This window comes from Embleya sp. NPDC127516, assembly GCF_044765325.1.
Classification (GTDB): Bacteria; Actinomycetota; Actinomycetes; order Streptomycetales; family Streptomycetaceae; genus Embleya.
Genome location: NZ_JBIWJT010000004.1, coordinates 189,739 through 215,292, shown reverse-complemented (window position 1 = coordinate 215,292; position 25,554 = coordinate 189,739). Strand labels below are relative to the sequence as shown.

Sequence of the window (25,554 nt, the reverse complement as noted above, 5' to 3'; positions counted from 1 at the left end):
ACAGCCCGCGACGGCGGCTTTCGGCCAACCCGAAGTAGTGGGGGACAGATGCTAGGCACAGTCAACTCTTTCCTCCACGATCTCCCCGGGAGTACATCGTCTGCGCCGCCGACCACGAATCGGCATCAGGACACCTCAGGAGAGTCGATGAGTCCAACCGCCCACCCAGTACTGGATCCGACCGCGTCCCTGGCCGCTCTGGTCGATGCCCGGATCGAGCACTCGCCCACGCTCATCGCCTTGATCGCCGGGGAACATCGGCTCTCCTATCGCGAGTTGGGTGCCATGGCCGATCGGGTCGGGGCGCGCCTGGCCGAGGCGGGCGTGGCCGCGGGCGACCTGGTCGGTGTCTGCCTGCCGCGCACCCCGTACCTGGTCGCGACGTTGGTCGCGGTCCTGCGCGCGGGTGCCGCGTACGTCCCGTTGGACCCCGAGTACCCGCGGGAGCGACTGGAGTGGGTGATCGGTGACGCACGGGCTCCCGTCGTGGTCACCGACCGCGCGCACGAACACCTGCTCGCCGACGCGTCGGCCGACCTGGTGTATGTCGACGCCGATGCCCCGGCCGATTCGGTACGTCCGGCCCGCGCGCACACCGGGCCGGACGAACTCGCCTACGTGCTCTACACGTCCGGGTCCACCGGGCGCCCCAAGGGGGTCCGGGTGACCCACCGAGGGGTCACCGCGATGCTGCGCTGGGCGGCCGACACCTATCGGCCCGACCAGACCCACAGGGTGCTGTTCTCCACCTCGGTGTGCTTCGACATCTCGGTGTACGAGCTGTTCCTCCCGCTCGTGGTGGGTGCGGGCGTCGTTATGGTGGACAACGTGCTCGCGCTCGCGGACGCGCCCGCGCGGGACGAGGTCACCCTGATCAACACCGTGCCCAGCGCGATGGCCGCGCTCTTACGCGGGCCCGGACTGCCGCCCGGGGCGTGCACGATCAACCTGGTCGGCGAGGCGCTCTCGCGTCGGGTCGCGGACCAGGTATACGCGTGTCCGCAGGTCGAGCAGCTCTACAACCTGTACGGGCCGACCGAGGACACCGTGTACTCCACCTGGGCCGTGGTCGACCGCACCGACCGGGCCGAACCGCTGATCGGCATACCGCTGCCCGGCACCACCGCGCACGTGCACGACGAGAGCGGCGAACCGATCGCCCCCGGCGAGCTCGGCGAGCTGTACCTGGCGGGCGATGGTCTCGCGCAGGGATATCACGGCCGCCCCGACCTGACCGCCGAGCGGTTCGTCACCGTGGCGGGGGAGCGTCGGTATCGCACCGGCGACCTGGTCCGCCGTCGACCCGACGGCGCGCTGGAGTATCACGGGCGGGTCGACCAGCAGGTCAAACTGCGCGGCTTCCGCATCGAACTCGGGGAGATCGAGGCGGTGTTGACCGGGCACCCCGGCGTCCAGGCGGCCGCCGTGGTGTTGCGCGAGGACGCGCTGGGGCCGTATCTGGCGGCGTTCGTGCAGGGCGCCGCACGCGGTCCCGAACCCACCCCGGCCGAGTTGCGCGCGCACTGTCTGACCCGACTCCCGGCCTACATGCTGCCGGACGCGGTGGCGCTGCTGAGCCCACTGCCGCTCACCCTCAACGGCAAGATCGACCGCAACGCGCTGCCCGTCGCGACCCGGACCCGTTTCCGGGACGTCGATTTCGTCGCGCCCGGGACGCCGACCGAGACCACCATCACCGACCTGTTCCGTGAGGTCCTCGGCGCCGATCGCATCGGCGTGCACGACCCGTTTCTGGAGTCCGGCGGCAACTCCCTGCTCGCCGTGGGGCTGTTGGCTCGGGTGCAGCGGGCCTGCGGAGTGCGGATCCCGCTCGACGTGTTCTTCGCCGACCCCACACCGGCCGCCCTCGCCGAGCATGTGCGGCAGGCCGACGCGTCCCCCGGGTCGGCCCGGCCCACGGTGTCGCCACCGTGCCGCGAACCGCACGCGCCGGCAACGGTCGGCACCGTGCAGGGCGAGTTCACAATGCACGAGATGGTCCGGCCGGGCAGCGCGCTGTACCACGTGCCGCTGCGGATCCAGGCCTGCGGCGACCTGGACGTGGCCGCGTTGGGCCGGGCACTGGGCGAGGTGGTTCGCCGGCACGAGGTGTTGCGCACCGCGCTGGTACACCGGGGCGGCCAACCGGTGGTGGAGATCCGGCCGCCCTACCCGGTCGAGCCGACCCTGCTGGATCTGCCGGGCGCGGACGAGGAGCGCCTGGACGCGGTCCTGCGGGCCGAGGCGCTGCGGCCGCTGGACCGGGCGGAGGGCCGGCTGTTGCGCGCGCTGGCCGTGCGGGTCGCCCCGGACCGGCACGAACTGCTGCTCACCGTGCACCACATCGCGATGGACGGCTGGTCGATCGGCCTGCTGCTGCGCGATCTGGCGCACGCCTACCAGGGGTTGCCGCTCGCCGAACCGGCCCTGCAGTACTCCGACGTGGCCCGCTGGGAACGACGGCACGCGGACGCCGAACACGACGAGGCGCGGCGCTGGGCGGGCCGACTCCGGGGTCTGGCCACCGAACAGCACCTGCCCGGCGACCGCACTCGGCCCGACCCGTTCGATCCGAGCGGAGCCCGGTTGACGCGCCGGCTGGATCCCGACCTCCTGCGCGCCGCCGAGGAATGGGCGGCGGGTGAGGGCGCCAGCCTGTACATGACCCTGCTCGCCGCGCTCGGCACGCTGGTGCACCGCTACACCGGCCGCACCGATCAGGCGGTGCTCAGTCCGTTCGCGGTCCGCCCGCTGCCCGAACTCGAAAACGTCATCGGTCCGTTGCTGAACACGGTTCCGCTGCGCTTCCGGGTCGAGGGCACCGACACGTTCCGGGAACTGGTGCGCCGACTGCGCCCGGTGGTGCTCGACGCGCTCGACCACAGCGCGCTGCCGTACCTGGAGCAGCTCCGCTTCGCCGGCGTCTCGGGTGCGGAGACCTCGACCCCCGTCTCGCAGATCCTGCTCGCGGTCCAGAACCACCCGGGCGCTTCGGTGGAACTGCCGGGCCTGACCCTGGAGTTCGTGAACGAGGTGTGCAACGGCGGGGCCAAGACCGATGTGTCGATGTTCGTCGAGTTCCCGGCGGCCGGACCGCTGTTGTCCGTGGAGTACCGCACCGGACGCTACGACGCCGCGTCGATCGAGACCATCGTGGACCACCTGCTGGCGGTGCTGGCCGAGGTCCTGACCGCGCCGGACCGGCCGATCGGCGAAACGATCATGCTCGACCCGGCCGAACGACACCGGCTGATCGAGGCCGTCAACCCGGCCCCGATCGCCCGGCCCGACCTGCGGCTGCCCGACCTGGTCGCGGCGCGGATCGCCCGCACCCCGAACGAGATCGCCGTCGTGGCGGACACCGGCAGCCTCACCTACGCCGAACTGGACGCCACCGCGAACCGGTTGGCACACGTCCTGCGCCGGCGCGGCGCCGATCGCGGCACCCTGGTCGCGATCGCCATGCCACGCACCCACCTGTTGCCCGCCGCCCTGCTGGGCGTGCTCCGCACCGGCGCGGCCTACCTGCCGATCGACACCGACCAGCCGATCGCCCGCAACCGGGCCCTGCTCGACGACGCCAAGGTCACCCTGATCGTCGGCCCGAGCGCGCCCGCCGCCGACATCCCGCTGTTGGCCGACCCCGGCTACGACGTGATCGCGGTGGACGGCACCGAGGTCGGCGCGGCCGACGAGAGCCCGCTCGACGGGCGGGCCGAGGCGGAGGACCCGGCGTACCTGATCCACACCTCCGGCTCCACCGGCCGTCCCAAGGCGGTCGCCGTACCGCACCGGGCGATCGTCAACTTCCTGCTCTCGATGGCCGAGGAACCCGGACTGACCGCCGCCGACACGATGGCCGCGGTCACCACGCTCACCTTCGACATCGCCGCGCTGGAGTTGTGGCTGCCGCTGGTGGTCGGCGCCCGGGTGGTGATCGCCGACCGGGCCACCGCCGCCGACGGCCGACGGCTCGCCGACTGGCTCGCGCAGCACCGGGTGACGGTCTGTCAGGCGACGCCGGCCACGTGGCGGATGTTGCTGGACGCGAACGGGACCTGGCCGGCCGCGCTGGTCGCGCTCTGCGGCGGCGAGGCGCTCACCGGGGACCTGGCCGGCGCGCTGCTGGATCGCTGCGCGCGGGTGTGGAACATGTACGGCCCCACCGAGACCACCGTGTGGTCCACCGTCCTGCGCGTCGACCGCTCGCACGCCGCGCTGCCCGTGGTCCCGCTCGGCGCACCTATCGCCAACACCCGCGTCTATGTACTGGACCCGGCCGGGCGTCCCGCGCCGGTCAACGCTCCCGGCGAACTGTGCATCGCGGGCGCCGGGGTCGCGCTGGGCTACCTCGGCCGGGCCGAACAGACCGCCGAACGCTTCGTCCAGGACCCGATGGGCCCACCCGGAACACTGATGTACCGCACCGGCGACCTCGCCCGCCGCCGACGCGACGGCACCCTCGAGTACCACGGGCGCGCCGACCATCAGGTCAAACTGCGCGGATTCCGGATCGAGTTGGGCGAGATCGAGGCGGAACTGACCGCGCTCGCGGGCGTCACGGCCGCGGTCGCGACCCTGTGGGACGGACCGGCCGGACCGACCCTGGTCGGCTACGTCGTCCCGGACGGCCCGTTCGACCCGACGGACCTGATCGCCGCGCTCGGCGAGCGGTTGCCCCGACACATGGTGCCCGGTGTGCTCGTCCCGCTCGACGCGCTGCCGCTGACCCCCGCCGGCAAGGTCGACCGGGCCGCCCTGCCCGAACCCCGGCCCGGCGGCAGCGGAGCGCCCCCCGAGGGCGATTGCGAGGAGATCCTGGCCGAGATCTGGTACGAACTGCTCGGCCCGGACCGGATCGGCCGCGACGACACCTTCCTCGCGCTGGGCGGCAACTCGCTGCTCGGGCTGCGCCTGATGGCCCTGGTGAGCGAGCGCTTCGAGATCGACTTCCCGCTGCGCGTGGTCTTCGAGGCGCCGACACTGGCCGCGATGGCCCGCCGCATCGAGGACATCCTGCTGAGCGAACTCGACGAACCCGAGTCCGACTTCGGCCACCCCAGCGGCCCGAACGTCGCGAACGGGCACACCGACTCGATCGACTCGACCGACCTGGAGGCGCGATGACCGACTCCGAGGAGATCCTGACCACGCGCCCCGAACCCGAACCCGACCGCGCACGCCGTGACCTGCTCCGCAGCCGGCTCGCCCGGGCCCGAGTCGCCGCACCCCGTGCCGACCTGGTGCCCAGGCCCGCCGACGTGCCCGCGCCGCTCTCCGCCGCGCAACGCCGGATGTGGTTCCTCGCCCAGTACGAACCCGACGGCGCCGCCTACAACATGCCGCTCGTGCTGCGCCTGACCGGTCGACCGGACCGGAACGCGCTGGTGACCGCGCTGAGCGACGTGGTCGCCCGGCACGAGGTGCTGCGCACGGTGTATCCCAGCGTGGACGGACATGTCCTGCCCACCGTGCACGACATCGACCAGTTCCGGGTGTCCGTGCTCGACGTGTCCGAGGCGGAGGTGACCGCCCGGCTCGCCGTCGAGGCCCGCCGCCCCTTCGACGTGTCCCACGAACTCCCGATCCGGGCAGTTCTGTTCCGTACGGGCGATAGGCACGTGCTGAGCCTGGTGCTGCACCACATCGCCGCCGACGCCTGGTCGGTGGGCGTGCTGTTCGACGACCTGGCCGCCGCGTACACCGCGCGTTGTGCCGGTCATCCACCCGAACTCGCGCCGTTGCCGGTCCAATACGCGGACGTCGCGTACCGGCAGCAGACCACCCTGGCCGCCGAACTCGACCGCCAGCAGACCTGGTGGCGGGCCCGGTTGCGGGGCGCGCCGGCCACGGTGAGCGTGCCGGTGGACCGGCCACGTCCGGCCGTCGCGGACACCCGGGGCGAGCGGATCGAGGTCTGCTTCGGCAGGGACCGCTCGCGCCGCATCCGGGCCCTGGCCGAACGCACCGGCGGTACCACGTACATGGTGCTGCTCAGCGCGCTGCAGGTCGTGCTGGCCCGGTACAACGGCGTCACCGACGTCACCGTGGGCAGCCCGGTCGCGGGGCGCACGCACCGCAGCACGGATGCCCTAATAGGCTGTTTCGTGAACACTTTGGCGATGCGTACCGACCTGTCCGGCGACCCGACGGTACGCGAGTTGCTCGGCCGGGTCCGCGAGGACACCCTCGCCGCCTTCGCGCGCCAGGAACTCCCGTTCGACCGGCTGATCGACGCGCTCGACCTGGATCGTGAACTCGCCTACACACCGCTGTTCCAAGTCCTGTTGAACGTGCACAACCAGGCGCCGGCCCGGCCCACGCTGCCCGGCGTCGAGGTCGAGTGGTGCGACACGCACACCGGCGCGGCGAAGTTCGACCTGTCGCTCGCCGTGCTCGACACCGGGCCCGCCGACGAACTCGTCGCCGACCTGGTGTGGCGCAGCGTGCTCTACGACGAGGCGAGCATCCGGCGGGTGTTCGGGCACCTGATCACCGTGCTGGACGCGATGATCGCCGACCCGGACCGCCCGGTGACCGAACTGCCGCTGCTCACCGCCGGCGAAAGGCGGCAGCTCGCGGGCTGGAACGACACCGCCCGGGACTGGGACACCGACGGCACCCTGCACGGCCTGATCGAGGAGCAGGCCCGCCGCACGCCGCACGCACCCGCCGTGCGCGGCGTGGACGGCGAGCTGAGCTATGCCGAACTCGACAGCCGTGCCGACGTGTTGGCGCATCGGCTGCGCGACCTCGGGGTGGGGCCGGATCGCATCGTCGGGCTGTTCGCGGAGCGCTCGACCGCGCTGATCGTCGGCATGCTCGGCATCCTCAAGGCCGGTGGCGCGTATCTGCCACTGGACCCGCTGTATCCCGACGAGCGGGTTCGCGCGCTGCTCACGGCCGCCGACGCGGTCGCGGTGGTCACGACGGAGGAACTGCGGTCCCGGGTGGCCGGGGTGCTGCCCGTGGTGGTGCCCGAGGAGGCGCCCGCGGACGCGGATCCGGGACCTCCGGTCGTGGACGTGCGGCCGGACCACCTGTGCTACGTGTTGTTCACGTCCGGATCCACCGGCGCGCCCAAGGCGGTCGCCGTCGAGCACCGCAACTACCGCAACTACCTGCACGGCCTGCGGGAACGGGTGGGCCCCGGACGGACGGCCGACGGGCGGCCGTGGAACTGGGCGCTGGTCTCCACGTTCGCCGCCGACCTGGGCACCACCAATGTGTTCGGCGCGCTCACCGGCGGTGGCTGCCTGCACCTGCTCACCCGGGATCAGGCCACCGATCCGGACGCGTTCGCCCGGTACCTGGGCACGCATCGCGTCGACGCGATGAAACTGGTGCCCAGCCACCTGGAGGGCCTGGCCGCGCTCGGCGATCGGCTCGCCGACGTGCTTCCGCGCGCGTTGCTGATCTGCGCGGGCGAGCCGTTGCGCGCGGACGCGGTGGACCGCCTGCGGGCGGCCCGGCCACAGTTGGCGCTGCACAACCACTACGGGCCGACCGAGACCACCGTGTCGATGCTCGGCACGCCGGTGACCGCGGTGCCGGCCGGTGCGGCGAGCGCGCCGCTGGGGCTGCCGTTCGGCAACGTCGGCGCGTACGTGCTGGACCCGCACGGGCGCGAGCTGCCGATCGGCGTGCCGGGGGAACTGTACGTGACGGGAGCGGGGTTGGCGCGCGGCTATCTCGCGCGCGCGGACCTGACCGCCGAGCGCTTCGTCGAGTGGGCCGGGCGGCGCGCGTATCGCACCGGGGACCTGGTCCGGCGTCGTGCGGACGGAGCGATCGAGTTCCTGGGCCGGGCCGATCAGCAGGTCAAGATCCGCGGTTTCCGGGTCGAGATCGGCGAGGTCGAGGTGGAACTCGGCGCGCAGCCGGGGGTGCGCGAGGCGATCGTGGTGGCCCGGGGCGAGGGCGCCGCACGCAAGCTGGTGGGGTACGTGGTCGCGGACGCCACGGCGGCGGTGGACGGGGGCACGATCCGGGCGGCCCTGCGAACCCGGTTGCCGGACTACATGGTGCCCTCGGCGGTGCTCGTCCTGGCCGCGCTGCCGTTGACCGGCGCCGGCAAGGTGGACCGGGCGGCACTGCCCGCGCCCGAACTCGCGCCGGCGGAGGAGGGCCGCGCCGAGCCGTCCACGCCCACCGAGGTGGCGGTGGCCGCGACCTTCGCCGACGTCCTGGCCACGACCGGGGTCGGCGCGGCGGACGACTTCTTCGCGCTCGGCGGAGACAGCTTCTCCGCCGTGCGCGCGGTCCGCACGATCGGCCGGGGCCTGTCCATCATCGACCTGTTCCAACACCCCACCGTGCGTGAACTCGCCGCCCTGCTCGACGAGCGCGCCGGTGCGGGCGGCCCGGCCGAGCGACCGCGCCCGCTGCTGCACCGGCTCACCAAGGACGCCGGACCGACCACGCTGACCCTGGTCTGTGTGCCGTACGGCGGCGGCAGCCCGATCACCTTCCAACCACTCGCGGACGCGCTACCCGCGGGACATCGGTTGTACGCGGTGGAGTTGCCCGGTCACGACCCCAGTCGGCCGGACGAGGAACCCGAGGATCTGGAGCAACTCGCCGACCGGCTCGCGGTACGGATCACCGAGCGGATCAGCGGGCCGATCCTGCTCTACGGACACTGTCTGGGCGGCGCGCTGGCCACCGCGCTGGCCGGGCGCCTGGAGGCGGCGGGCGCCGAACTGCGCGGTGTCGCACTGGGCGGGACCTTCCCGGCGGCTCGGCTTCCGGGTCGGTTCGCCGAGTGGGTGGCCAGGCGGCTGCCCGGCGACCGGTTGCTCTCGGACCGGGCCTACCTCGACTACCTGCGCGCGATGGGTGGTTTCACCGATGTCTACGACGAGGCCGAACAGCGTTTCCTGATCCGGGCGTTGCGGCACGACGTGCGCCAGGCGGAGGACTTCTACACGCGTGCCTACGGCGACGCGCGCCCGATGCCGGTGGCCGCGCCGATCCTGTGTGTGGTGGGCGACAAGGACCGCGCGACGTTGTTGTACGAGGAACGCTACGCGGAGTGGGAGCACTTCGGCCCCAGGGTCGAACTGGCGGTGATCCCGCGCGCGGGGCACTACTTCCTCAAACACCAGGCCGTCGAGCTGGCCGAGGTGCTGAGCCGCTGGTCGGCCGGTCCCGGCCCCGGGGCCGCCGACCCGCCTCCCGACCCGCGGGCCGCCTCGGCCCGGCCGAATCTGGCCACCTTCGCCAAGGTGGCGGGCGGCCAGTTCGTGTCGATGATCGGCACCGCGCTGTCCACCTTCGCGCTGGGGGTGTGGGTCTATCTGCGGACCGGTTCGGCCTTCGACTTCGCGATGATCTCGGTCGCCGCGGTGCTGCCCGCGGTGTTGTTGTTGCCGATCGCGGGCGCGGTCGCGGACCGGGTGGACCGGCGGCGGATCATGATCGTCACCGACACGGTGGCCGCCGCCGCGATGTTGTCGCTGGGCGTGCTGTTGTGGACCGACCATCTACAGCTCTGGCACGTGTACGTGGTCGCCTGCGTCGGCTCGGTGTGCAACGCCTTCCAACGGCCCGCCTACATCGCGGCGATCGCCCAGCTGGTGCCCAAGCGTTACCTGGGTCAGGCCAACGGCCTGGCCCAACTGGGCACCGGTTCCGGGGACATGCTGGCCGCGCTGGCCGGCGGCGTACTGGTCGCGGCGGTCGGCCTGCACGGCGTGGTGCTGTTCGACATGGCCACGTTCCTGATCGGGGTGAGCGTACTGCTGCGGGTGCGCTTCCCGGACACGCTGTTCGAGAAGCGCGAGGAGCCGCTGCTGCGCGAAGTGGTCACCGGGTGGCGCTACATCGTGCGCCGGCGCGGTCTGGTGGCGATGGTGGTCTTCTTCGTGGTGTTCAACTACCTCTTCGCGGTGGCCACCGTGCTGGTCACCCCGATGGTGTTGGCCGACGGCTCCGCGGTGACACTGGGCGTGGTCACCGCGGTCGGCGGGGTCGGCGCGGTGCTGGGCGCGCTGGTGATGGCGCTGTGGGGCGGGACCGCCCGGCGGGCGACCGGCATGATCGGCTTCACCTCGGTGGTGGGGGTGGCCGCGGTGTTCGCGGGCAGCCGGCCCGAGCCGGTGTTCGTGGCGATCGGGCTGTTCGTGTTGTGGGCGGCGCTGATGATCCTGAACTCGCACTGGATGGCTCTGATCCAGACCAAGGTCGGGATGGAGTTGCAGGGGCGGGTGCTGGCCACCAATCAGATGCTGGCGATGTCGATGATGCCGCTCGGCTTCCTGACCGCGGGACCGCTGGCGGACCGGGTGTTCGAGCCGCTGCTGCGCCCGGACGGCGCGCTCGCCGACTCGGTGGGCGTGGTGCTGGGCACCGGGCCCGGGCGCGGAACCGGCCTGTTGCTGGTCCTGGTCGGCCTCGCACTGGGTGTCTGGGGCCTGGTGGGGTTGTTGTACCGGCCGCTGAGTCGGATGGAGGACGTGCTGCCGGACGCGATCCCGGATGTGGAGATCGGCGACAAGGACACCATCCAGGCCGAGGCGGACCGGCGGCTGGCCCGCGCGGGCGAGGCGGGGGTGCCGGTGGCCTGACGGCACGCGTGCGCGGTGTGGGGGCGGGGCACGGAGTCCTCACACCGCGCGCCGCCGGGCTCGCGAACGATCGGCCCCACCTCGCGTGGCGGGGAGGCCGAGATGCCGGCGGCCGAGGCCCCGCCGGCGGCCCAGGGCTGCGGCGCCGAGGCCGCCGGCGGCAGCAGGATCTCGTCGATGTGGCGGGTCGACACGGCGGCCTCCACCGGGTGTTCGGCGAAGACCGTCGGCCTCGTGCTCGTCGCCCGCGCGCTACCGCCGGAGGCGGTCACCGGAGTGGCGGGTGTACCGCCTTCGCGGGCCGGGTGTGGGACGGTCGCGCGGGGGCGCGGACCGTCCCACACCCGGTCAGGACCGACCTGTCGGGTGCACCTCCACGGTGGTGCGCAGCGGCAGGTCGGCGCTGGATCCGCCCACGCGCAGGGTGTAGGTGCCGGGCTCGCTCTCGCGGCGGCCCGTCTCCTCGGACCAGTACTCGAAGGCGCGGGCCGGCACCCGCAGGTCGACGGTGACCTCGGCGCCGGCCGCGGCGGTCGCCGACGCGTGGCCGGCCAGCCACAGGACGGGGCGCTCGACACCGCCGTCGGCGCGACCGAGATAGGCCTGGAGTACGTGCCGGCCCGCGCGTGCGCCGGTGTTGCGCACCGTCACCCGGGCCACGAAACCGGCATCGGACGCGAGCGTTTCCATCCCGACGTGCTCCCACGTGGTCCAACCCAGGCCGTGCCCGAACGGGTAGGCCGGCGTGGCGCCCGCCCGCGCCCAGCCGCGGTAGCCGAGGTGGATGCCCTCGGCGTACTCCAGACGCCCCTCGGTCGGGATCGTGGACAACACCGCCGGGTCGTCCTCGTGCCCGGGCCAGGTCATCGGCAGTCGGCCGCCCGGCTCGGCGCGCCCGAGCAGCACGTCGGCCAGCGCCGCGCCGAACTCCTGTCCCGGGAACCACGAGACCAGGATCGCCGCGACGTCCTCGCGCCAGGGCAGCAGCACGGGTGAGCCGGCGTTGACCACCACCACCGTGTTCGGGTTGACCGCGGCGACCCGGCGGATCAACTCGTCCTGCCGGCCCGGTAGGGACAGGTGCGCCCGGTCGCGGCCCTCGCTGTCGCTCTCCTCGGTGCTGCCCACCACGACGATCGCCACTTCGGCGTCCGCCGCGAGCGCGACGGCGTGCTCCAGGTCCGCGTCCTCGTGCGCCGCCGGCCGATCGACGCCGAGCACGAACCCGGTGCCCGGGCGCTCCGCCTCGAAGTCGTGGCGCAGGTGCAACTCGACCTCCCCACCGGCCTTCAGGTCCACGACGGCCCACCGCTCGGGTGGGGTGAGGATGCCGCCGAGCGGGTCGTCGGTGACCAGGTCGTCGTCCACGAGCGGGACGCCGTCGGCCAGCAGTCGGAAGCGGCCCACGCCGGCCACGCCGATCCGGTGCGGCCCGTCCTCGCGGACCTCCAACACGCCGATCGCCTCGATCGCCACGGCCCGCGCGACGATCGGATCGTCGAGCCACAACAGCCGCCCACCGCCGCGTGCCTCCTCGTGCAGCACCTCGCCGCCGGGACCGATGAAGCGCACCCACAGACCGCGCTCGCCGGTCTTGGGATCGTGCACGTCCGCGCCGGTGACCGCGGGCAGCCGATGACGGATCCGGGCGCCGACGCCATGGGTGACCTCGATGTCGGGTCCCAGCGCGGCGCGCAGACCGGCCAGCGGGCCGATCGTGTACGGCGGTACGACCGTCGCGCTGCCGCCGCCCTGGATCCGCGCCGTGTCGGCGTTGGGTCCCAGCACCGCGACCCGGCGCAGGGTGCCGGGATCCAGCGGCAGCGCCGCGCCGGTGTCGCGCAGCAGCACCATGCCCGCCGCGGCGGCCTCGCGCAGCAGTACGGCGGGCTCGGACGCCAGGGGCGCCGGCGCGGGCGGTGCGATGTCGGCGAGCGCGCCGACCCGGGCGGCGAGCAACAACAGCCGGCGCACCTTGCGGTCGACCGCCTCCCGCGGGACCAGACCCGCGCGTACGGCGGCCACCAGTGCCGCGCCCCACGGCCGGTCCGGACCCGGGCCCGGCATCGCCAGGTCCAGCTCGGCGCTCGCGGCGCCCTCGGTCGAGCGGGTCGCGAACCAGTCCGAGACGGCCGGCCCGTCGAAGCCCCACTCGGTCCGCAACGGCGTCTCCAGCAGCGGGCTTTCGGTCATGGTGACGCCGTCCACGCTGTTGTAGGCGGCCATCAGCGCCCATACGCCGCCCGCGCGCACGATCTCCTCGAACGGCGCGAGATGGACCTCGTGCAGCGCCCGCCGCGACATCCGCACATCGACGGAGTACCGCTCGGTCTCCGAGTCGTTGGCGGTGAAGTGCTTGACGCAGGCGGCCACGCCGCCCGCCTGGACCCCGCGCACCAGCGCCGCGCCGATCCGACCGGACAGCAGCGGATCCTCCGAGTAGCACTCGAAGTGCCGGCCGGCGTACGGGCTGCGCTGGAGGTTGACGGTCGGGCCCAGCACGACGTCCACCTGCTTGCGGCGTGCCTCGACGGCGAGCAGGCCGCCGAGCCGCTCGACCAGGTCCTCGTCCCAGGACGCGGCGAGCGCGGTCGGACAGGGCAGGGACGCGGACGGCTCGCGTTCGTCGAAGCGCTCGCCGCGCACGCCCGCCGGGCCGTCGCACAACACCATCTCGCGCAGTCCGATCGCGGGTTCCGCGGCGGTTCGCCAGAATCCCGAACCGGTGAGCAGCCGGACCTTGCGTTCGAGGTCGAGTCCGGCCAGGGCCGCCTCGATGTGCTCGAGGATGTGGGCGTCCGGCGCCCTGGGACTGTGCATGGGGGTGGTTTCGAGCGGCTCGAAGGCGCCGGACGCCTCTTCGACCGAGGACAGGGGAAGGGTGCGGTCATCATGACCGTTGGCCTGCGACACGCGGGGCACACTACATTCAATATATTCCAGGTGGAATGCTTTCACGAGGGGAGCCGGACGGATGTCGGATCGCACGGGGGCACGGGGCCCGTACGCGCGCGGTGTCGCGCGGCGGCAGGAGATCGTGCACGCGGCGCTCGAGGTGTTCGCCACGCGCGGCTACGACGCGGTCTCGTTGCGCGAGATCGCCGCTCAGGTAGGCCTGTCGCACACCGGCCTGCGGCACCACTTCGCGTCGAAGGAGGAGCTGCTCACCGCCGTGCTGCGGTACAAGGACGAACTGACGCTGACCCCCGACGAGCCGGTGGACGTGTCCGGCATCGCGTGGGTGCGGGCCAGCCGGGACGTGGTCGCGCTCAACGCCCGACAGCCGTTGCTGATCCGGCTGTTCGCGACGCTGTCCGTGCAGGCCACCGATCCCGCGCATCCGGCGCACGCGTACTTCGTCGAGCGCTACCGGATCGCGCGCGAGATCGCCGCCGGGCACCTGGCCCGGGCGCGGGACGACGGTGACATCGCCGCCGACGTGGACGCCGAGCACTGCGCCGAGTTGATGCTGGCCGCGATGGACGGCCTCCAGGTGCAGTGGCTGCTGGAGCCGGACCGGGTGGACATGGTGGCCGCCTACGGCCAGTTCCTGGACCGCTTTCTGGCGGTGCTCGCCGTCCCGCTGCCGGAGGCGGGCGGGACGGCGAGGCAATGACCGGGCGGTGACCTCGTGCCGGGCGCCGGGATCCGGTGCCTCGGTGGCCGGCGGCCCCGCGCCGGCCCCGGGATCCGGTGCGCGTTCGCGGCTACGGGGCCGGTGGGTCCGCCCGGTGGATGGTGTGCCGTCCGGCGGGTCGGCGCCGACCGGCGTGCACGAACGGCACCGGGCTGTCCACCGTCAACAGGCTTGGCGTCACCACGACCTCGATCCGGCCCGCCGGGCACGGCACCGCGCCCGCGGCCCGGGTCAGGTAGCCGAGTTCGGGATCGATCCGGGCCACCGCGAACCCCGGTTCGGCCGGTTCCACGCCCAGGACGCGCGTCATCAGATCGCGCGTGGGCGTCGAGGACCAGCCGTGGCTGACCGTGCCGCCGTACCAGGTCTCGCTCCACGAGGTGTCGCTGCGCGCGAGCAGCGCGACCCAGTCCAGGCACAGGCCGGCGATCAGGTCGGCGCGGCCGGCCCGGGCCAGCGCGTCGTGCACCACGTAGCGGAAGAACGGCTGGGCGCGCACCACTTGACGTCCGGTGTCCCACCACGGCTTCGGCGGCCCGGCGCGCAGGTGCGCGCCGCCGACCTCGGTGTCCGAGCCGGGGTCGGCGGGGCCGTCCGGGGCGCTGAAGGCGGCGTGGACCAGGTCGTCCTCGGCGGTGAGCACCCGCACCAGCCGCTCGATCCGCTCGGCCGGCACCAGGCCGCCCACGATCGCCGCCGCCTGGCCGTGCTGGGACGCCATCGGACGGCGTTCGCCGTCCGCGATCGAGTCCGCGTAGCGCTCCCGCTCCGGGTCCCACAGCCGCTCGAAGCCCGCCACGAGCCGGGCGTGCGCGGCGCGTGCCCAGTCCGCCCGGCCCCGATCGCCGAGCCAGTCGGCCAGTTCGGCGAACTCCAGCAGGCCCCGGCCCCACAGACCGCACAGCGCCGCCGAGACGCCCTCGGTGTGCACCGCGGACCAGTCGATGATCACCCAGCCGAACACGTCGGTGGGCAGGCCGGTGTCGTCCAGGAACGGGACGAACCAGCGCAGCACGCGCTCGGCCACCGGCAGCAGTTCGGCGATCTCCTCCCGATCGCCCACGTAGCGGTACAGGTTCCACACCGAGTGCACCCAGTGCAGCGCCCAATCCGGGATCACCGTGAAGTCGGCCCACTCGGCGTCCCCGGCCACCGCCATCGGCAACATGCCGTCCGAGCGCGGGGAGGCGGCCAACCTCGGGTGCCAACGGGCCAACCGCCAGTCGGCGTTGGTGGTCAGGTCGACCAACTGGTGCACCACCGCGTCGCCGGTCCAGGCCCGCTGCTCGCGGGTGGGGCAGTCGACGTAGGCGTCCGCCGAGCACAGCGTCACCGTGCGTCGGCCGACCCGCCAGATTTGTTCCAGGCGAGGATCCGAGCAGGTGAACCACGCGCCGCCGGTGACCGGGTAGGTGCGTTCGCGGACGGCCACGCGGTGCACGGTGACGTCGTCCGGGGCCTCGACAAGGACGCCGCGCAGGCCGTAGGAGTCGAGCGATTCGAGCACGCGCCGGCCGCCGTCGGCGGTCACCGCCAGGCTCGCGTCGTGCTCGCCGGGCGCGGGTCGTCCGCTCGGGTCGAGGAACTCGGCGGTGTGCAGCACGACTTCGGCGCCGGCCGGGCCGTGGGCGTCGACGACCAGGGTGCCCGAGAGCACCTGCGCCGCGGTGTACCCGCCGCCGGGGCCCGGGGTCAGGACCGTCTCGCGCGGTTGCGGCCAGGTGATCGGCCGGCCGCCGAACGGGCCGCCCGGGTAGCTGGGCGGTTCGGGCCGGCCCGGTTCGCCGGTGGTCATCGCGCGTCGCAGCACGGCCGCCGGCCAGCCCGGATCGTGGTCCGGTAGCTGCCAGTCGGCGGGCAGCGCCCGGGCGTCCAGCAGTTCGCGGCCACGCCCGGAGACGGTGCCGCCTCCGGCGGTTGCGGTCCAGCCGTCCAGCAGGTGGGCCTGCCACCGCTCGTCGGTGACGAACCAGGTGTCCGGGCCCAGCCGGGCCTCCAGCACGAACGCGCCGTGCACCAGGTCGTTGGCGAACGGCGACGGCGGCAACCACCACGGGTTCGGCCCGTCGTAGACCCAGGCGAGCGCGGTCACCACGTTGGCCCCGGGCCGCAGCCGGCCGGCCAGATCGAGGTCGTCGTACGGCCGCACGCGCGGATTCGCGCGCACCGGCCCGCGGGCCACCTCGACGCCGTTCACGGACAGCGCGTATCCGGAGAGCGCGACCACTCGGGTGGGCACCCGCTCGGGGACGGCGTCGAGGTGGAGCTCGGCCCGCAACGCGACGGCGTGCCGGCCGGGCGGGCGGTCGTCCCGCGGCTCGGCCCAGATCCATCGGGCCCGCCACCGTCCGGGCGGAAAGTCGGTCTTGGCGATCACGCGATCGTTCCTTCGTATCGGGGAAGCGGGCGACTCGCGGCCGGGCGCGACTTCGCCCGGCCGGTGTTCGAGGCGCTACCGGGTCAGGTGCTCGTGAATCGCGTGCAGCCACGCCTGGGGTCGCTCCGTCTGCGGACTGTGTTTGGCTCCCGGGATCACCCGGAGCTCCGCTCCCGGGATGTCGGCGGCGAACCGGTCGGCCGCGCCCCGCAACCGCCGGTCGTGTTCGCCGACGACGACGGTGACCGGGCAGGACAGCTCGGCCAACCGGCCGACCAGGGACGGATACGCGCCGAGCGCCTCGGCGCAGCCGACGAAGGCGGCGCGGTCCATCCCGGTGAGCGCGCGGGTCTGTCGCTCGCGGCGGGCCAGGACGTCGGGGTCGGCGTCCGCCGGGGTGCGGGTGAACGGCTTCAGGACGGTCAGCAGCGGGGTCAGGCCGAACCGGCCGACCACCGCGTTCATGCCCTTGCCGAGCGCCCGCGACAGCGGCGTGCCGGTGGGTTCGGCGGCGGTGTCCATCAGGACCAGCGACCGCACCCGGTCCGGGTGGGCCAGCGTGTAGCGCAGCGCCAGGACGCCGCCCATCGAGTGGCCGAGCAGATCGATCGGCTTGGGCAGCAGGCGCTCGACGAAACCCGCCAGGTCGGCGGAGAGCAGGTCGAAGGTGTACGCGGATCGGTCGGCGAACTTGGTGCTGCCGCCGTGCCCGCGGTGGTCGTACGCCAGCACCCGCCGATCCCGGGCCAGGAGCGGCGCGACGCCGTCCCAGTCGGCCAGGCTGCCCGCGAATCCGTGCAGCAGGAGCAGGGGTGCCGTACCCGGTCGGGGGTCGGCCGGGGGCAGGTCGCAGTAGCGCAGATCCGCCCGCGAAAAGGGGGGACGAGAGGGGTCGAAGGTGTGCGATTCGGCCTCGCCGAGCGTACCGCCGGCGAGGAGTCGGGATGATGCCGTCCACGAAAGCCTTCCATCTGGCATGTATTCGATGTTAGCGTCCCGCCGTCGTGATGTGACACACAAATCCCCCCGGATTCGCCGGGGCCAGGGCCTCCCCGGCCGCCATTCCCACACTTCCTTCGAAGGACAGGTGAGCCGCTGTGTTGCTCCGAGGAGACCGACCCGCTCCGGCGCGACGTATCGCCGCAGGCGTCCTGCTCGTCGCTTTCGGCCTGACCGCGTCGGTCGGCTGCTCGGTCGAGAAGAAGTCGGACGACAAGAAGCCCACCGGGCCGGCCGCCGCCCCGAGCGGCCCCGCCAGGGGCGTCACCGACACCACCGTCAAGCTCGGCGTCGCGGCCACCGACCCCGCGCAACTCAAGGCCTTCGGCGTGCCGAGCGAGGGCCCGGCGAGCAAGGACCTGTACGCCGCCTGGATCGCCGCGCAGAACAAGCGCGGCGGCGTCCAGGGCCGCACCATCGAACTCGCCTTCCGCCCGTTCCTGCCCACCGGCCCGGCCGAGGCGCAGGCCGCGTGCGTGGAACTGAGCGAGGACAAGAAGGTGTTCCTGGCCATCGGCATCCTCACCGGGGACACCCCGCTGTGCTTCACCGAGACGCACGGCACGCCCTACCTCGGCCAATGGGGCCAGTCCGCCGAACGCGACCGCCGCTCCAAGGCACCGTTCGTCGCGCTGGAGATGGCCGACGACCGCCAGCGGGCCGCCGCCGTCAAGGCGCTGCTCGACCAGAAGCTGCTCCAGGGCAAGAAGGTCGCGCTGTACTGGGAGGCCCAGGACGCGGCCGTCACCAAGAACACCGTCAAACCGCTCCTGGACGCGGCGGGCGTCGACGTGGTCACGCAGACCCCGCTCGACGACTACGGCACCGACCAGGCGGCCGGCGACCAGGCGTTGGACACCCTGGTCCAGAAGATGCGCTCCTCGGGCGCCGACACGATCCTCAACACTTCCAACTTCTCCAACCTGATGATCGCGCTGCAACGCGCGAACTGGCTGCCCGAGCAGGTGTACGCGACCTCGGCCCAGGCGCTCAGCCCGGCGGTGGTCAAGACCACCGGGATCAAGCCGACGACGATGCAGCGGGTGACGGTGGCCGCGCCGTACATCCCGACCAAGGCCGAACTGCTCGCCGACCCGGCGGTGACGGCGTGCGTGGACGAGTACAACGCGGGCGGCGTCGGGGAGCGCTTCGACGCGGCGTCGGCCGGTCGGGAGGCGCTGAGCGCGGTGGCCAACTCGTGCGCCGCCTTCCGGCTGTTCGTCCAGGCGGCCGACGCCGCCGGGCGGGACCTGACCGCGGCGTCCTGGCAGCGCGGCGCCGAGTCGCTGACCAAGCTCACGCTGCCCGGTATGCCGCTCGCCTCGCTCGCACCCGGCAAGCACAGCGCCGGCGACGCGGTGGGCGTGTACCGATGGGACCCGGCCCAGAACCAGATGCTCCCGGCCGGGCCGCCGATCTCCGCGACGAAGTGATCGCACGCGTCGCGACGAACCGAGCACGCGGACCGCGATGACGTGAAGGCGTGCTCCGCGACGAAGTGGCGGCACGCGCGGTGCCGGAGTGACGGCACACGAACCACGAGAAAGGCCGATCAGATATGGACGGCGGCACCGCCGCACCCCAGCGGGACGACACCGGAGGCGAGCCCGGCAACCTGGCGGATCTCGCCGGTGCGGTCCTGGACGAGACACCCCGGGCGGCCGGGCGCACGTCGTCCGGCCGACGCAGGCCGACGAACCGGCCCGAGAACCCCGCCGCCGACGCCGATACCGCCGTCCCCGGCGTCGGCGGCGGCCCCGACCCGGCCGACCGGAAACCGCCCGCCGAACCGTTGACCCTGCGTCAGGGGCTGCGCAGGGGTGGCACCTCCGTGTTCACCGTGCTGCTGATCCTGACCGCGCTCGACGAACTCGAAGGCGCCGCGCTCGCGGTGCTCGCCCCCGACATCCGGGACAGCCTGGGCGTGGGCAACGGCACGATCGTCTTCCTCGGCGTCGCCGCGGGCGCGTTCACCGTACTCGGCGCGGTACCGATGGGCTGGATCGCGGACCGCTTCCGGCGCGGTCCGGTGATCGGCATCTCCACGGCGTTCTTCGCCGCGATGGTGTTCCTCTCCGGCTTCGCGATGAACGCGTTCATGTTCTTTTGGACCCGGTTCGGCGCGGGCGTGGCCAAGTCCAACAGCGGCCCCGTGCAGGGGTCGTTGCTGGCCGACACCTACCCGATCGGAATCCGCGGCCGGCTGGGTGCCTCGATCGGTGTGGGCGGCCGACTCTGCGCGGTGCTCAGCCCGCTGGTGGTCGGCGGGATCGCCGCGGCGGTCGGCGGACCCGACGGCTGGCGCTGGGCGTACTACCTGCTCGGCCTGCCGGTGCTGATCTTCGCCGCATTCGCCTTCTTCCTGCCCGAACCCCCGCGCGGGCAATGGGAGAAGGCCGACGTGCTCGGCGAGGTGATCGAGGACGAGAACCCGCCGCCGATCTCGATCGAGGCGGCGTTCGCCCGGCTCGGCCGGATCCGCACGCTCAAGACGGTGATCCTGGCCTTCGCCGCGATGGGCTTCGGCCTGTTCACCACGCCCGTGCTGGGCAACCTGTTCCTGGAACAGGAGTACGGCCTCGGCGCGTTCGAACGGGGCCTGGTCGGCACCGCCGGCGGGATCGGCGGACTGCTCGTGCTGCCGTTCATCGGCCGCTACTACGACCGCCGCTTCCGCGAGGACCCGGCGCAGGCGCTGCGCCTGATCGGGATGCTGATCGTGCCCTCGGCACTGTTCGCGCCGTTGCAGTACTTCTCGCCCAACCCGGTGCTCTACACCGTCTTCGGCGTGCCGCAGATCGTGCTCCTGTCCTGCGCGTTCGCGCTGATGGGTCCGCTGATGCAGACGATCGTCCCCTACCGGCTGCGCGGGCTGGGCACCGCGATGGCCTCCATCTACGTGTTCTTCATCGGCGCCACCGGCGGCGGCCTGGTCTCCGCGCCGCTGATCGACAGCTTCGGCCCGCGCACCGCGGTGCTGGTCACCCTGGTCCCGGCCACCGTCATCGGCGGCCTGCTGATCATCCGCGGCGCCGGCTACGTGCACGACGACCTCGCGCTGATCGTGGCCGAACTGCACGAGGAGCACGAGGAACACGAGCGCCGGCGGGCCCGGCCCGATCAGGTCCCGGTGCTCCAGCTCAACCACGTGGACTTCTCCTACGGCCAGGTGCAGGTCCTGTTCGACGTCGGCCTCGAGGTGCGGCGCGGCGAGGTGCTGGCGCTGCTCGGCACCAACGGCGCGGGCAAGTCCACCATCCTGCGGCTGATCGCGGGCCTGGCCACTCCCGAGCGCGGAGTGATCCGACTGGACGGACGCACCGTCACCTTCGTCGCCCCCGAGCAGCGGATCCGGCTCGGCATCGTGTCGTTGGCCGGCGGCGCGGGCGTGTTCCCCGGGATGAGTGTGCGGGAGAACCTGGAGATGGGCGCGTACATCCACCGCGCCGATCCCGAACAGGTGCGGGCCAGGATCGAGCGTTCGCTCGCGCTGTTCCCGCAGTTGGTCGAACGGGCGGGCGAGCCGGCGTCGGCGCTGTCGGGCGGGCAGCAGCAGATGCTCGCGCTGGCGATGGCACTGCTGCACGACCCCGAGGTGTTGTTGATCGACGAACTCTCGCTGGGCCTCGCGCCGGCGATGGTGGCCGAGCTGCTCGCGGTGATCGAGCGGCTCAGGGCCGAGGGGCTGGCGATGATCGTGGTGGAGCAGTCGCTGAACGTGGCGATGTCGATCGCGGATCGGGCGATCTTCCTGGAGAAGGGCCGGATCCGGTTCGAGGGGGCGGCGGCCGACCTGGCCGAACGCGACTTCGTGCGAGCGGTGTTCCTGGGCGGTGACGCGGAGGCGGGCGCCGCGGACGGGACCGCGGGTTCCTTCGACGCGGCACGGTCCGTCGGCTCGGCCGGGCCGGCCGGGCCGATCGGCTCCGTCGGCTCTGCCGGCTCTGCCGGCTCTGCCGGAAAGGGTGCCGACCATGGCTGATCTGATGACTCGCCAGATCGCTTTCGACGGCCTGGTCAACGGCCTCGCGATCGGCCTGATCGCACTCGGCATCGTGTTGGTGTACCGCTCCGGTCGGGTGATCAACTTCGCGGTCGGCAACCTGGGCGTGATCGGTGCGGCGCTGCTGCCGCTCGCGGTGATCAACTACGGTGTGCCGTTCTGGGCCGCGTTGACCGGCTCGCTCCTGGTCGGCACCCTGGCCGGGACGATCGTCGAACTCGCGGTAATTCGAAGGTTGTTCGACTCGGCTCGGGTGACCGTACTGATCGCCACCATCGGTGTCGCCCAGGCGTGTGTGGCGGCGGTGCGCGCGCTGCCCGACGTGGACGGCGCGGTCCGCGCGAGCTACCCGGTGGCGATCGACGCGCAATGGCAGCTCGCCGGCGTCCGGGTGACCGGCGCGCAGGTGTGCGTCCTGGTCGTGGTTCCCGTCGTGGCCGGCGCGCTGACCTGGTTCCTCGGCCGCACCACCCAGGGACGCGCGGTCACCGCCGCCGCCGAGAACCCGAATCTCGCCCGCACGGTCGGGATCAGCCCCAAGGTCGTGTCCACCGTGGTCTGGACGCTCGCCGGCCTGCTCTCCACGCTCGCGATGATCCTGATCGCCGGCCAGTCCGGCCGGGTCTCGGCCACCGCCGACCTGGGCCCCAACACCATGGTCCGGGCGATGGCCGCCGCGGTGATCGCGGGACTGACCTCGTTCCGCTGGTCGATGCTCGCCGGCGTGCTGATCGGCGTGCTCCAGGCGGCCATTCGATTCAACTTCGTCGAACAGACCGGCCTGGTGGACTTCCTGCTGCTGTGCGCGGTGGTCGTCGCGGTCTGGGTGCGGGCCCGACGCGACGCCCGCACCGACAGCCGGGGCGACGTGCGCACCTTCGCCACCGGGCCGCGCCCGGCACCGATCCCGGAACGGCTGCGCGGCGTGTGGTGGATCCGGCACCTGAACCGACTCGCCCTGGTCGTCCCTCTCCTGGTCGCCGCGCTACTGCCGCTCGTGGTCACCCAGGCGTCCCGGCATCTGCTCTACGGCACGATCCTGGCCTTCGCGATCTGCGCCTGCTCGCTCACCGTGCTCACCGGCTGGGCCGGCCAACTCTCACTCGGCCAGATGGCGTTCGCCGGGCTAGGCGCGTTGACCACCGCCGCGCTCACCCGAGGCGTGTCGATCGATATCGGCGGGGATCGTACGATCGCCTTCCAGGCGCTGCCGTTCGCGCTCTCCGCGCTGCTCGCCGCCCTGGTCACGGCCGCGCTGGCGGCGGTCGTCGGCGCCGGCGCGCTGCGGGTGGACGGCATGCTTCTGGCGGTCAGTACCTTCGCGCTCGGCGTCGCCGCGGCCGGCTACCTCTACCGGCGGCCGTTCCTCAGCGACGGCAACGCGTCCTCGGTGCCGCTGCCCCGAGGTGACCTGCTCGGTCTGGACCTCGCCGACGAACGCACCTACTACTACGTGTTGTTGGTCGTGCTGATGGTGGTCCTGGCGCTGATCGCCCGGCTGCGCGCGCACGGTACCGGGCGGCGCACCATCGCCGTTCGGGACAACCCGGAGGCCGCCGCCGCGTGTACCGTCCCGCCGCTGCGTACCAAGGTCACCGCGTTCGCGCTGTCCGGGGCGATCGCCGGGCTCGGTGGATCGCTGCTCGCGGGCTGTGTGCAGAGCGTGCCGCTGACCGAACGCTTCTTCCAGGTGTCGGATTCGCTGACCCTGGTGGCCATCGTGGTGATCGGCGGCCTCGGCTCCACGGTCGGCCCGGTGATCGGCGCGGTGTGGGTGATCGGCCTGCCCGCGTTCTTCCCCGGCAACTCGCTGGTGCCGATCTTCGCCTCCAGCATCGGACTGCTGGTGCTGCTGCTGTACTTCCCGGGAGGACTGACTCAGATCGCGAACGCGGCGCGCGCGGCCCTGCTGCGCTGGGCCGAGGGCAGACTGCCGGCCGAGAGCACGCCGTCGACGCCCGCGCCGAAACCGGAACGCGCCCTGCGAGTTCGGGAGCGCCGCGAGGCGGTCCCCTCCGACGCGCCGGTCCTGGCCACGCGCGACGTGTCGGTGCGCTACGGAGGCAACACCGCGGTCGACGCCGTGTCGATCCAGCTTCGCCCCGGCGAGATCCTCGGCCTGATCGGCACCAACGGCGCGGGCAAATCGACCCTGCTCAACGCGATCGGCGGCTTCGCGCCGGCCACCGGTACGGTCGAACTCCTCGGCCGGGACGTCTCGCGCCTGGCCCCCGCCCGGCGAGCCGCACTCGGCCTCGGCCGGACCTTCCAGGCCGCCCGCCTGTTTCCCGAACTCACGGTCCGGGAAACGGTGTTGGTCGCCCTGGAGGCGCGCCGCCGCTCGGGCCTGGTGTCCACCGCGCTCCTGCTGCCCGCCGCCACGCGCGCCGAACGACACCGCCGGGCGGAGGCCGTGGACCTGATCGACCTGGTCGGCCTGGGCCGCTACGCGGACACCCCGGTCGCGCGCCTGTCCACCGGCACCCGGCGGATCGTGGAACTGGCCAACCTGATCGCCCTGGACGCGCGCGTGTTGTGCCTGGACGAGCCGACCGCCGGCGTCGCACAGCGCGAGACCGAGGCCCTGGGTCCGCTGCTGCTGCGCCTTCGCCAGGAACTGGACGCCGCGATGATCGTGATCGAGCACGACATGCCGTTCATGATGTCGATCAGCGACCGGCTGTACTGCCTGGGCGCCGGGCGCGTGATCAGTGAGGGCACGCCCGAGCAGGTGCGCTCCGACCCGGCCGTGATCGCCGGCTATCTCGGCACCGACGTGCGCGCGATCGACCGATCGGGAGCGGCGACCGCCGATGCCGGGCCGACCGCCGGTACGACCCGCGCCGACACCCCGGTCCTGGCAGCATCCGCCGCCACCCCGCCGCACCCCGTGCCCGACCCCGCGATGGAGAGCTGACCCATGCCCCTGGACCCGCCGATTCAGCGCATCATCGACCTGCTCGCCGCCCACCGCGACACGAACGAGCCGCCCGGGACCCTGGACGAGCGGCGCAAGCTCGCCAACGCGACCATGCGACTCGCCTTCACCGGACGGCCCGACGACGTCACCGCCACCGACCACCAGGTGCCGGTCGCCGACGGCGAGATCACCGTGCGCATCCTGCGTCCGGCCGGACTGCCCGCCGCGGCACCGGTGTTCTACTTCATCCACGGCGGCGGCTGGTTCCAGGGCGACCTGGACACCGCCGAGGTGGAACTGGGGCCGATCACCTCGCTGGTGCCGTGCGCGGTCGCCCTGGTCGACTATCGGCTCGCGCCCGAACACCCCTACCCGGTGCCGCTGGAGGACTGCGTCGCGGGCTACACGTGGCTGCACGCCAACCACGCGGAGCTCGGGCTCGACCCCGAGCGGATCGCCGTCGGCGGGTGCAGCGCGGGCGGCAACCTGGCCGCCGCACTGTGCCTGATCGTTCGCGACCGCGAACTGCCTATGCCGTGCGCCCAGTTGCTTGACGTACCGTGCCTGGACCTGACCCGGATGGACACCGACGCCGACCCGGAGGCGATCCTCGACTTCGGCGGATTGACCCCCGAGGCTTGCAACGAGTTCTTCGGCCTCTACCTGGCCGGCGTCACCGACCCGCGTGATCCGCGGGTCTCGCCGATGTACGAGGCCGACCTGAGCGGCCTGCCGCCGGCCGTGATCACGGTCGCCGAATACGACCCGGTCCGCGACCAGGGCGAGCGCTACCTGACCCGACTGCACGAAGCGGGCGTGCCCGGCGCGGCCTTCCGCGTGCTGGCCCACCTGCACGGCGGCTGGGTCATTCCCGGCACCGTCACCCACGCCCTCGTCGGCGACCTCCGCGCCGCCTCCGTGCGCAGAGCCCTGACCGGGACACTCGCCCCCTGACCCACCCCTGAGACGGTCGTTTCGAACGCAGTCCGGCCTTGCCGAGGTTCGCTCCACCGAGCGGCCGCGGACCCGGCCGGGCGCGTTCGAGGACGA

General features: G+C 72.9%; 10 protein-coding genes. 7 read left to right on the top strand and 3 right to left on the bottom strand.

Annotated features, from left to right (window positions below; genetic code table 11):
- Positions 1-147 precede the first annotated feature (147 nt).
- Together ACIRL2_RS08775 and ACIRL2_RS08770 are read left to right on the top strand one after the other, a co-directional pair.
- The gene (locus tag ACIRL2_RS08775) at positions 148-5,127 is read left to right on the top strand and encodes an amino acid adenylation domain-containing protein (RefSeq protein ID WP_402231115.1); all 4,980 of its coding nucleotides are present in this window, start codon (positions 148-150) and stop codon (positions 5,125-5,127) included.
- Positions 5,124-10,568, top strand: coding sequence for an amino acid adenylation domain-containing protein (locus ACIRL2_RS08770; protein ID WP_402231112.1), 5,445 nt, complete (start codon positions 5,124-5,126; stop codon positions 10,566-10,568). Before ACIRL2_RS08775 ends, ACIRL2_RS08770 begins: the two co-directional genes overlap by 4 nt.
- Before the next feature lie 348 nt (positions 10,569-10,916).
- Here ACIRL2_RS08770 and ACIRL2_RS08765 read toward each other — a convergent pair whose 3' ends face one another.
- Positions 10,917-13,481, bottom strand: a complete 2,565-nt coding sequence (locus tag ACIRL2_RS08765) for a beta-glucosidase (protein ID WP_395858751.1) — start codon at positions 13,479-13,481, stop codon at positions 10,917-10,919.
- A 61-nt stretch (positions 13,482-13,542) separates the two neighbouring features.
- Here ACIRL2_RS08765 and ACIRL2_RS08760 point away from each other — a divergent pair, with 61 nt between their 5' ends.
- Positions 13,543-14,184 (top strand): helix-turn-helix domain-containing protein, encoded by a 642-nt coding sequence (locus ACIRL2_RS08760; protein WP_331770830.1) that lies wholly within the window; start codon positions 13,543-13,545, stop codon positions 14,182-14,184.
- Positions 14,185-14,275: 91 nt separating this feature from the next.
- Here the strand turns inward: ACIRL2_RS08760 and ACIRL2_RS08755 are convergent, their stop codons facing one another.
- Both ACIRL2_RS08755 and ACIRL2_RS08750 read right to left on the bottom strand, forming a co-directional pair.
- Entirely contained in the window at positions 14,276-16,582 is a 2,307-nt protein-coding gene (locus ACIRL2_RS08755; protein WP_402231110.1) for a hypothetical protein, read from the bottom strand.
- Between the two features lie 75 nt (positions 16,583-16,657).
- Positions 16,658-17,560, bottom strand: coding sequence for an alpha/beta fold hydrolase (locus tag ACIRL2_RS08750; RefSeq protein WP_402231107.1), 903 nt, complete (start codon positions 17,558-17,560; stop codon positions 16,658-16,660).
- Positions 17,561-17,679: 119 nt separating this feature from the next.
- On the opposite strand from ACIRL2_RS08750, the gene ACIRL2_RS08745 reads away from it, so the two are divergent.
- From ACIRL2_RS08745 to ACIRL2_RS08730, 4 genes are all read left to right on the top strand, one after another.
- Positions 17,680-19,014 (top strand): ABC transporter substrate-binding protein, encoded by a 1,335-nt coding sequence (locus ACIRL2_RS08745; RefSeq protein WP_402231105.1) that lies wholly within the window; start codon positions 17,680-17,682, stop codon positions 19,012-19,014.
- A gap of 125 nt (positions 19,015-19,139) precedes the next feature.
- A complete protein-coding gene (locus ACIRL2_RS08740) occupies positions 19,140-21,563 on the top strand; it encodes an MFS transporter (protein WP_402231103.1) in 2,424 nt (807 codons plus the stop codon).
- Positions 21,556-24,501, top strand: a complete 2,946-nt coding sequence (locus ACIRL2_RS08735; protein ID WP_402231100.1) for an ATP-binding cassette domain-containing protein — start codon at positions 21,556-21,558, stop codon at positions 24,499-24,501. The genes ACIRL2_RS08740 and ACIRL2_RS08735 overlap by 8 nt, the downstream gene beginning before the upstream one ends.
- A 3-nt stretch (positions 24,502-24,504) precedes the next feature.
- A complete protein-coding gene (locus ACIRL2_RS08730) occupies positions 24,505-25,458 on the top strand; it encodes an alpha/beta hydrolase (RefSeq protein WP_402231097.1) in 954 nt (317 codons plus the stop codon).
- The last annotated feature ends 96 nt before the right edge of the window (positions 25,459-25,554 follow it).